1 protein-coding gene is annotated in these 1,992 nt (G+C 27.7%); it reads left to right on the top strand.

The window, feature by feature from the left end; genetic code table 11:
* Window positions 1-88: 88 nt before the first annotated feature.
* Window positions 89-1,942 carry a tetratricopeptide repeat protein gene (locus tag NSA58_RS19610; RefSeq protein ID WP_257560888.1) on the top strand — a complete coding sequence of 618 codons (1,854 nt, stop codon included), beginning with the start codon at window positions 89-91 and terminating at the stop codon, window positions 1,940-1,942.
* The last annotated feature ends 50 nt before the right edge of the window (window positions 1,943-1,992 follow it).

The raw sequence follows: 1,992 nt of genomic DNA, 5'->3' as shown, positions 1-1,992 counted from the left end.
TTTTGAAAAAATATTCATGAAGTAGATACAATGTAATATAATATCTATTATTGCAATTATTATATTAAATAAAATAGGAGTAAGAAAGATGATGAGTTCAAAATTTTCTTTTGGAAAAATTAAAGATTTACCTAAAGAATCTGGATTAGCACATAAGAAGGCTATTATCTTGGAGAAGATGGGAAAGTTAGATGAAGCAATTGAATCATATAAAATCTCAGCAGAAGAAGGTAATGTAAAGTCACAATATTCATTAGGGAAAATATATTTAAGCAGAAAACAATACCATGAGGCAGAAAGATGGTATTCTATGGCATTCAAAAATGGTCATGAAAATGCTGCTTATGATTTAGGGAATATGTATTATGATTTAGAAGGATACGAGTATGCGCTATATTGGTATGAAAAAGTTGCCATGGAAGGAAATGTGAAGGCGCAAAATAATCTTGGAGTGGTTCATTATAACTTGGGTGATTATTTAAGAAGTGAAAAATGGTTAAAGATTGCAGCAGATGATAACTTGGGATCAGCATGTTTTAATTTAGGTATCTTATATCTTCATTTAGAAAAAGAAGAGGAAGCTATAGAATTTTTTAAAAAGGGTTCTGTATTACTTTCTGATGATTGTAAATACAATTTAGCTATTTTGTATAGAAAAAATGATAATGAAAAGAATGCTATTTCTATGTATAAACAATTGTATCGTTCAGCTCATGCAAAGGGATGCTATAATATGGGTCTAATCATGGAAATAAATAAGGATGAAAGTGAAGCAGAAAGATACTATTTAAAAAGCTGCAAAAGTGAATTTTCAAAAGCGCAGTATAGGTTAGCTTATTTATATGACAGACAGGATAGAAGAGAAGATGCTATTGAATATTATGAAAAGGGAATTGAACATGATAATCCATTATGTAAATTTAGATTAGCTAATTTGTGTAATAGAGAAAATGAAATAGAAAGAGCAAAGATGTATTATGATCTAGCTTCTAATGATATGGTAGAGGCTAAAAATAATTTAGCAGGATTATATTTTGAAGAAGAAAACTATGATAAAGCTATAAAAAATTACGATGAAGCTATAGTTGATGGATGTAAAGTGTCTATAGAAAATATAGGTGATTTGTATGACCAAATAGGAGATATAGAAAAAGCTATATCATATTATCAACGAAATTCTACTATTGTATCTTCTCAAATAAAATTGGGAGATATATTTAAGAGGATTGATAACATCGATGAAGCTATTGTTTGGTATGAAAAAGCATTTGAGAATAAAGATATTTATGCAGCATATGCCTTAGGGTTAATATATGAGTATCTAAAAGATTTTGAAGAGGCCAAGAAGTATTTTATCGTTGCAGTTGAAAACAATCATGTAAATAGCCGTATACACTTGGGAAGGATATATTATAATGAAGAAAATTATGAAGAAGCTAAAAGGATGTTTGATATATCTGCCAATGAAAATAATGTTTACTCACAACATATGCTAGGCTTGATATATGAAAATCATTATAATGATTACACAAATGCAAAATATTGGTATGAAAAGTCTAAGGAACAAGGATGCATTGAATCAATTTATAATTTAGGTCAACTTTCTTTAAAATTAGGTGAAATAGAGGAAAGTGAAAAATATTTTATAGAAGGTGTAAAAAAAGAAGATAAAAATTGTGAATATATGTTAGCTTATTTATACTATGAAAAAAGTAAAAATATATTCAAAGACCTTAGTGAAGCTCATTATGGAAATAGTGAAAAAATTTATAGCACTCTTTTAGAGTTAGATGTAGATAAAAATGAAAGACTGATTGCACAGTTTGAAGAAATTATGGAGGAAGAGGAAGAAGAGTACATACCTCAATATATTTTAGAAGTAAGTGAAAACTTAGAAAATGAGTTTGAAAAAATTGAATCTGAAATGAAAATAGAATATTAAAATAAAGGTGCTTAGATGAAAACTCATATAAGCACCTTTATTACTAAAAA

The organism is Terrisporobacter muris (genome assembly GCF_024621905.1).
GTDB lineage: Bacteria > Bacillota > Clostridia > Peptostreptococcales > Peptostreptococcaceae > Terrisporobacter > Terrisporobacter muris.
This window is presented reverse-complemented; position numbering and strand designations above follow the sequence as displayed.